This window comes from Bacillus sp. JJ1503, from assembly GCF_036965125.1.
Taxonomy (GTDB): domain Bacteria; phylum Bacillota; class Bacilli; order Bacillales; family Cytobacillaceae; genus Cytobacillus.
The window spans coordinates 9,208-17,735 of record NZ_JBALOZ010000336.1; the positions used below are offsets into that span (position 1 = coordinate 9,208).

The window sequence follows — 8,528 nt, forward strand, 5'->3', positions numbered from 1 at the left end:
TACGTCGGGGGTAGGCGCTCCTCCTAAAAGCTAACGCTTTTACTCGTGCGATGATTATGCTGCCGAAGCGTTCCTTGTGGAGCTAGACAGTTCTCAAAATTAAGAAAAGTTATACTTCATTTCTGTTTTACATTACCGATTTTGTATTGAACAAAATCGGTTTTTTTATCGCAAATTAATTGTTTTTGCTAATATAGTAATAATAAGGAAAAAAGTTGCGGATTATTACTATAGGGAGAGATGGAAAGTGGAAAAGTATATGTTGTCTCTAGACCAGGGAACGACAAGCTCTCGTGCGATCATTTTTGACCAAAAGGGAGCCATTGTCCATATTGCGCAAAAGGAATTTAAGCAATACTTTCCAAACCCGGGTTGGGTTGAGCATAATCCAAACGAAATTTGGGGGTCAATCCTGGCGGTTATTGCTGCAGTTCTAACAGAATCAGGTGTAAGACCTGAGCAAATTGCTGGAATTGGGATTACAAATCAGAGGGAAACGACTGTTGTGTGGAATAAAGAAACAGGCACTCCCGTATATAATGCCATTGTATGGCAATCTAGACAGACAAGCGATATTTGTGAACAATTAAAATCCCAAGGTTATGATGATATTTTTCGTGAAAAGACTGGTTTATTAATTGATGCATATTTTTCAGGCACGAAGGTTAAATGGATATTAGATCATGATGAGGGTGCCAAGGCAGATGCAAAGCAAGGGAAGTTATTGTTTGGCACGATGGATACATGGATTATCTGGAAGCTTACAGGCGGGAAGTGCCATGTAACTGATTTTTCCAATGCTTCACGGACACTTATGTTTAATATATATGATTTAAAATGGGATGAAGAATTGCTCCGAATTCTTGATATACCAGATTGTATGCTTCCGAATGTTAGGCCTTCTTCTGAAATATATGGGCATACAGCAGACTCTCACTTTTTTGGCAGGGAGGTGCCGATTGCTGGCATCGCGGGGGATCAGCAGGCAGCCCTCTTCGGACAGGCTTGTTTTGAAAAAGGCATGGCAAAAAATACGTACGGCACAGGCTGTTTTATGTTAATGAATACAGGTGAAAAAGCTGTTCGTTCTGAGCATGGACTGTTAACAACTATTGCTTGGGGCTTAAATGGAAAAGTGGAATATGCTTTAGAAGGGAGTATCTTTGTTGCGGGGTCTGCCATACAATGGCTCAGAGATGGGCTAAGGCTGCTTAAAAATGCTAAAGATAGTGAGAAATATGCGAAAAAAGTTGTATCTACTGATGGTGTATATGTAGTTCCTGCTTTTGTTGGTCTTGGTACTCCTTATTGGGACAGCGATGTTCGTGGAGCTATATTTGGATTAACAAGAGGAACAACGAAAGAACATTTCATCCGAGCGACTTTAGAATCTCTTGCTTATCAAACAAAAGATGTCCTATCCGCCATGGAAGCTGATTCGGGAATAAATTTAAAAAAACTGCGGGTAGATGGAGGAGTTGTGAAAAATAATTTTCTCATGGAATTTCAATCAAATATATTAAATGTTCCGGTCGAACGTCCTACCATTAATGAAACGACTGCACTTGGAGTAGCCTATCTTGCAGGACTTGCAGTTGGTTTCTGGAGAAGCCAGGAAGAAATCGCTGAGAAATGGGCAATTGATTGTTCTTTTAATCCCAATATGCTGGAGGAGAATCGAAATGACCTATATAACGGCTGGAAGAAAGCAGTTCATGCGGCGATGGCTTTTAAATAAAAGATCGAACATCCTCTCCTTATAGGAAACTTTACTTACTTTTGAAAAGGAGGATGAAATATTGATGTTTTCAAACAAAAACCGACACGAAATGATTAACAAACTGAAAAAGAATCAATTTGATGTTTTGATAATTGGCGGGGGAATTACCGGTGCGGGGATCGCTTTCGATGCCTCTTCTAGAGGGATGAAGACTGCTTTAGTTGAAATGCAGGATTTTGCTTCAGGCACATCAAGCCGCTCAACAAAGCTAGTACATGGCGGTCTTCGCTATTTGAAAAACCTTGAGGTTAAACTCGTTGCAGAAGTTGGAAAGGAACGAGCCGTTGTTTATGAGAATGGGCCACATGTCACAACACCTGAATGGATGCTTCTGCCGATTTATAAAGGTGGAACGTTTGGACGGATTAGCACTTCAATAGGTCTTAGAGCTTACGATTATTTAGCAGGGGTAAAAAGAGAAGAAAGGAGAAGGATGCTAAATGCTCAAGAAACGGCAGGGAAAGTCCCTCTTATTAAAAAGGAAGGACTTCAGGGTGCTGGATATTATGTAGAGTATCGTACGGACGATGCTCGTTTAACAATTGAAGTGTTGAAAGCAGCCTATGAAAAAGGAGCTGTACCTATAAATTATACGAAGGCCTATAAGCTTCTTTATAATAATAATGAAGTAGCTGGCGTAATGGCAGTTGATCAGTTAACTGGAGAAGAGTACGAGATTAAGGCACATACAATTGTTAATGCTTCAGGGCCATGGGTTGACTTTATTAGGGACTTGGATGGTTCAAAAAAAGGAAAGACAATGCAGCTGACAAAAGGTGTCCATGTTGTATTTGACCAATCTAAATTACCTTTAGAGCAGGCTGTATATTTTGACACACCAGATAACCGCATGATTTTTGCGATCCCGAGAAATGGAAAAACCTATGTAGGAACAACAGATACTTTCTATAATCATGATCCTAAAAATCCAAAAATAACTATGAAAGATAGAGATTATCTCATCCATGCAATTAACGATATGTTTCCAGATGCAGAGGTGAGAGAAACGGATATTGAATCAAGCTGGGCTGGAGTTCGGCCATTAATCTCGGTAGAGGGGAAGGACCCTTCGGAAATTTCGCGGAAAGATGAGATATGGGAAGCTCCATCTGGTCTCATTACGATAGCAGGCGGTAAATTAACGGGATACCGTAAAATGGCAGAGACCGTTGTTAATTTACTTGCAAGAAAATTAATAGCGAAAAATAACAAATATTTTCTCAGCTGCATGACAAGGGCTTTGCCTATTTCTGGAGGGGATGTTGGAGGTTCTAGAAATTATAAAGCTTTCATCGAAGGTTTATCCCGGGTTGGTATAGAAATCGGACTAACACAAGATGAGGCTTTTCATCTCGTTTCCATGTACGGGTCAAATGCTCCAATATTATTTAAAATGATTGAAACTGATAGCAGTAATAAAGCGGAGAAATATGAAATGCCAATTACTTTATGGGTTAAGCTCAAATATGCACTAGAATATGAAATGGCTTCGACCCCTTCTGACTTTTTTATAAGAAGAACAGGTGACCTGCTATTTGATATACATTCAGTAAGGAAATATCGAAAGCAGGTACACTATTATATGTCAGAATACTTTGGCTGGAGTGAAAAGAGGAAGCAACAATTTATTATGGAACTTGAGCAGGAATTAAACGATGCAACAACACCAGATAAATTGTATGAATAGGCAAATACATTAGAACATCCCGATCATCAACTAATAACACAGCTTCTTTTACCTTTTCGGTATTGGGTCTGTCTAGGAAATGAAAAACTAACTTCAGGACAGACTTCTAATCTATTTCTCGTAGGAATCCATCAATTTCAATCTGAAATAGTATTTGACTTACCGTTTATTTTTTGATACAATAAATTATTGCTTATTTGAGGTTTACTCGTAGAGTAGTGAATATTGATGTAACCCAATACATCATTCGTTTGTTTAAGGTTCGGAATAAAAAATTATAATTGATCAATTAGCAGCTTATATGGCAATTTCTTCTTTAATCTTCTTCTGATTACCCGGAACATCTTCACTTCAGTTTTAAATTCTACAAAATGAAAAATCACAATAATTTTATTAATCTCAATAATGAACTGATTTTCTTAATGCCTGATTCCCGCTGGCACGGTCTTGGAGCCGTAAGGATGGAAGAGAGGTAGGGCTTTCATTGTTTTAGGTGTTATACTAAGATTATGCGCTGAAGCATAACATAGTAAAGCCTCGAATAGGCCAAATAGTATAATAAATGTAATTTTTCCTTTTGTTATTGACAATATTAGGTTCCTCATTTATTATAAGGTTAACGCTGTAATGTTCGTTATATATATTTTTGGATAAGTGGTCGTAGCTACAATAAATTGTGGACGATTTTATTCCTCATTTATTGTGGCTGCGATCTTTTTATGTTAAAGCCTATATATTAAAGACTTATAGTGAAACATATTTTTGGAGGTAATAACATGAACACAGGTAAAGTTAAATGGTTTAATGCAGAAAAAGGATTTGGATTCATCGAGTCTTCAGAAGGTCAAGACGTATTCGTACACTTCTCTGCAATCCAAACTGATGGTTTCAAAACTTTAGAAGAAGGCCAAGCTGTAACTTTCGAAATCGTTGAAGGTAACCGTGGACCACAAGCTTCTAACGTAAATAAAGCATAATATTGCTAGAAATGGAGTGGTGCATGTCATTCATGCATCACTTTTTTACGTTATTTTTTCTCCACTTTGTATATTCTTCATCCATTCCTCAAAAGAGAATCCATCCAACTTGCTTTTTAGGAATAATACTTTTCCTCATTTAATTGGAAAATACTTTAAAGATCATTTTTTACAATGGGAAATAAATTCTCATTCTAAAAATGTAAAAAAGAGATGCAAACTGGAAAACCTATTAACGTAGTTATTGTTTAATAAAGATGATGACAAAAGTAAGTAGCGTAACGATCATAAGGAGGAAAAAATATTTTGACAACATTCTCAGATTTTAGCTTAAGTAATGAAATAGTAAAAGCATTATCCAATATGGGCTTCGAGGAACCAACACCTATTCAGGCTCAAGCAATCCCGATTGGTTTAGAGGGTAAAGATATGATTGGGCAGGCCCAAACTGGTACAGGAAAAACGACTGCATTCGGTGTTCCGCTTCTAGAACAAATCAATATTGAAGAAGGCATTCAAGGCCTTGTTCTTGCTCCTACTCGTGAGCTGGCTGTTCAAGTAGCAGAGGAATTAAACCGAATCGGTCAAGTTAAAGGTGTAAAAACTTTACCAATTTATGGCGGTCAGGATATCAATCGCCAGATTCGTGCTTTAAAAAACAGACCACATATTATTGCAGCTACGCCTGGAAGACTGATTGACCATATTGAGAGAAAAACGATTCGTCTTGGCAATATTAAAATGGTTGTCCTTGATGAAGCCGATGAAATGTTAAATATGGGCTTTATTGAAGATATTGAAAGAATTTTAAGTGAAATTAAAGGAGAACGACAAACCCTCCTATTTTCTGCAACAATGCCTAGAAGAATTCAAACACTTGCAGAAAAGTTCATGAAGGATCCGGAATTAGTAAAAATTAAAGCAAAAGAAATGACAGTAAAAAATATCGAACAGCATTACATGGAAGTTCATGAGAAACAGAAATTTGACGTGCTCTGCAGTCTTCTAGATATTCAATCTCCAGAGCTTGCGATTGTATTTGGACGGACAAAAAAGCGTGTGGATGAAGTGGTAGAAGGATTAATTAAACGCGGATATTCAGCAGAAGGAATTCATGGAGATATCCCTCAAGCGAAACGTGACCAAGTCATTCGCCGTTTTAAAGAACAAACGATTGATATCATGGTTGCTACAGATGTGGCAGCAAGGGGTCTTGATATTAGCGGAGTTTCCCACGTATATAACTTTGATATTCCACAGGATCCTGAGAGCTATGTCCATAGAATTGGACGAACAGGCCGTGCTGGAAATAAAGGACTCGCAGTAACTTTTGTATCTCCAAGAGAAATTGATCATTTGAAGATCATTGAAAACGTAACAAAGAGCAAAATGACGAAAAGTCCAGTTCCATCTTTCAAAGATGTACTAGCAGGCAATCAGCAGGCTACCATTAATCGCCTAATGGCTATTATTGAGAAAAATGACCATAATGATTATAAGCGTGCAGCTGAAAATCTACTCGAAGACACTGACTCTGTTTCCTTATTGGCAGCGGCATTAAAATTATTAACTAAGGACATTGATGTTACTCCAGTTAAATTAACTGCTGTTGAACCGATACGCGTTAGAAAGCCAAGAACAGATAGAAGCGGCGATAGAAAACGCTATAATGACAGAGGCAGAAGTTCAGGAAATGCTGGTAGAGACAGAAGAGATGGCCGGGAAAGAAGAAGAAGCCGTACAACGAATAAATAAACAGTAGTTGTTTTACAGCCTGTTATTCTGCGATAAATTGGTAAATCTTTATTTTTCCATGTATTTCTTATAGTGAAATTGGTTAAAATCCTAAATAAATACCCATAATAAGATTTGCAGGGTAATATATTCTGTCACTGATTGATATTTAGGAGGATTAAAATGGCAACAGGTAAAGTAAAATGGTTTAACGCAGAAAAAGGTTTTGGTTTTATTGAGGTTGAAGGTGGAGAGGATGTATTTGTACACTATTCAGCTATCCAAAGTGAAGGCTTCAAAAGTCTTGATGAAGGCCAAGAAGTTAATTTTGACATAGAAGAGGGACAACGCGGACCTCAAGCAGTGAATGTAACAAAAGCATAAAAAATGTAAAAGAGCCAAATTTCTCGGCTCTTTTATTATTTTTTTGTCTTTATCAGGATAATTGGTCATAATAAAATGGAGTACGAAAGAAGGGGGAAGAGCTGTGAAGGAATTTACTGTTCAATTTCATAAGGAAGATCAAGTTGAAGCAATGAAAGTTCAGAAATTAAGTGAAGAAGATTTTGAAAGATTAACCGAGGGTGGAACAAGACATTTATTTGAATTGGACACAAATATTGGATTTTTTATTTTCTTCGATGCTATTGATGGCAGTGGCAAAGAATCGTATATGGTCCTTCAATACGAAGAAGAGAATGAAGACCCAAGTGCATGCTATGCTTTTGAATTAAAAGACTTTTATCAATTTGCTGCATTGCACTTAAATGATTTAGAGTTCCAGGAAGAGAATGAAAGCGATGAAGACAAGGAAGAATATAGTCCAATCCATCATTTAGCGCATTTAATGTATCATATCGCTGAAGACGGGAAAGATATTCAATTATAAAAAAGTTTGAGAGCAGGGGCGTGCCCTGCTCTCATTACTTACAGATCTTCTGCTTCTATGTAATGATCCGTGCAAAATTTTGAGATTAGTTTCTCTTCTTCCTCTTCTAATGCAAAGTCTAATATTTGACCTGAACTTAAAAAATGATAATTTAAAATGCGATAGTCATCTTCTTTCTTATAAAACAAAACTCGAAGCTGTAATCCATTCTCATCGTATAAATCATCATCTTCATCCACGGCAATATCTAAAAAGAATTCGTAACGTTCTCCCAATAAAATTCCTGTAGGATCTTTTAGCAGCTCTACTGTATAACTTGTAATTTCCATAGGTTTCACCCTTTCTTCATCAAACCTAAATCTAGTTAACGAGAACATTATACACCTTACCCGATAAAAAGAAATAGTATTACTATTTCTTAAAAAAAGTTTCTACATTCAAAAAAATTGAACTTAAACTTGTTTAAAAAGTATGTCATTTGACCTTTTGACTGTTAAGGAAATTTATGTTATACTAATTGAAGAGTTTATGAATGTATAAAGTTTCCCATAAATCACTTGTTATTTAGAGTTGGTAAGTATTTTCCCTTTATTTAACAGGTGTTTTTATTTTTAGGGAAAAATAGGGGTCTACCCTTTGGGAGGTGCCTTAATATGGCAATGGGATTTGGGAGAAAAAACACAGAAGAAATCAAAATGGAAGAAGTAAAGGTTTGGGAATGCACGTCAGATTCATGTAATTGCTGGGTCCGAGATAATTTTAAGAGCAGTCAGCAGCCTTCTTGTCCAATTTGTAAGAGTGAAATGAAAGAGGCAATAAGGGAGCTTCAAGTAGTGAATAACAATAGTATTTATTCCAATAATTAATATAATGGGGGGCGATCTTTGATCGTCCTCTTTCTTTTTGTATAGGTTATCATAACATGAACAAAATAATGGAAACTAAAATAATTTGGAAGTGAAGTGGGTTTGGCAAACTCTTTATGGTATTTTTCCTTAGTTTTCATAAGTCTAATCATCTTCATATTTACATATAAGAATTCGAATCATTTTCGAAAAGATTTAGCTGTTTATTTTTTTGCTGCGGGTCTTTCATTTTTTGGGGAATTTGTCGTGCTTATTCTTCTGAATTCGTACGATTATTATCCTCATGTTTTCAAAGAGAATTGGCCCGATGATATATTTGGTTCCTTAATTTCTCAAGGAGTTATTATTCCGACTGTGCTAATGTCCATAGCGGCATTTCGGTTAAGGACTAAATGGATTATACTGATCATTTCTCTTATTGCGTTAATTGAAGAACTGTTTTTAAGGCTTCGTATTTACGAGCATAATTGGTGGAGAACGTGGTATACGATTATTTTGCTTTTGTTAGCTTCCTATATCATGAAATGGTGGAGAAGAAAATTAAATGATCCTTCCCTTCCTATAAAATTTTTAACGATCTATATGTTATTTAATA

Annotated in this window: 8 protein-coding genes and 1 pseudogene; 8 read left to right on the forward strand and 1 reads right to left on the reverse strand. The window is 36.5% G+C overall.

Translation table 11 applies throughout. The features are described from left to right. Positions 1-247: 247 nt before the first annotated feature. The 6 genes from glpK (at position 248) to V7149_RS21850 (ending at position 7,067) form a co-directional block, all read left to right on the forward strand. The gene (gene glpK / locus V7149_RS21825; RefSeq protein WP_335347696.1) at positions 248-1,738 is read left to right on the forward strand and encodes a glycerol kinase GlpK; all 1,491 of its coding nucleotides are present in this window, start codon (positions 248-250) and stop codon (positions 1,736-1,738) included. A gap of 61 nt (positions 1,739-1,799) precedes the next feature. Continuing rightward, entirely contained in the window at positions 1,800-3,467 is a 1,668-nt protein-coding gene (locus tag V7149_RS21830; RefSeq protein WP_335347697.1) for a glycerol-3-phosphate dehydrogenase/oxidase, read from the forward strand. A gap of 776 nt (positions 3,468-4,243) precedes the next feature. Continuing rightward, positions 4,244-4,444 (forward strand): cold-shock protein, encoded by a 201-nt coding sequence (locus V7149_RS21835; RefSeq protein ID WP_066300496.1) that lies wholly within the window; start codon positions 4,244-4,246, stop codon positions 4,442-4,444. 306 nt (positions 4,445-4,750) lie between these two features. Then, positions 4,751-6,199 (forward strand): DEAD/DEAH box helicase, encoded by a 1,449-nt coding sequence (locus V7149_RS21840; RefSeq protein ID WP_335347698.1) that lies wholly within the window; start codon positions 4,751-4,753, stop codon positions 6,197-6,199. A 162-nt stretch (positions 6,200-6,361) separates the two neighbouring features. Further along, positions 6,362-6,562 (forward strand): cold-shock protein, encoded by a 201-nt coding sequence (locus V7149_RS21845; protein ID WP_066300509.1) that lies wholly within the window; start codon positions 6,362-6,364, stop codon positions 6,560-6,562. Positions 6,563-6,665: 103 nt separating this feature from the next. Continuing rightward, complete coding sequence (locus V7149_RS21850; protein ID WP_335347699.1) at positions 6,666-7,067, forward strand: cytosolic protein; 402 nt, start codon at positions 6,666-6,668, stop codon at positions 7,065-7,067. Between the two features lie 38 nt (positions 7,068-7,105). On the opposite strand, the gene V7149_RS21855 is transcribed toward V7149_RS21850, so the two are convergent. Next, a complete protein-coding gene (locus V7149_RS21855; protein ID WP_335347700.1) occupies positions 7,106-7,396 on the reverse strand; it encodes a DUF6509 family protein in 291 nt (96 codons plus the stop codon). Between the two features lie 324 nt (positions 7,397-7,720). Between V7149_RS21855 and V7149_RS21860 the strand changes: the two genes are divergently transcribed. Then, complete coding sequence (locus V7149_RS21860) at positions 7,721-7,933, forward strand: cold-shock protein (RefSeq protein WP_335347701.1); 213 nt, start codon at positions 7,721-7,723, stop codon at positions 7,931-7,933. Positions 7,934-8,179: 246 nt separating this feature from the next. Next, positions 8,180-8,528: pseudogene (locus V7149_RS21865) on the forward strand (hypothetical protein); the annotation flags it as partial.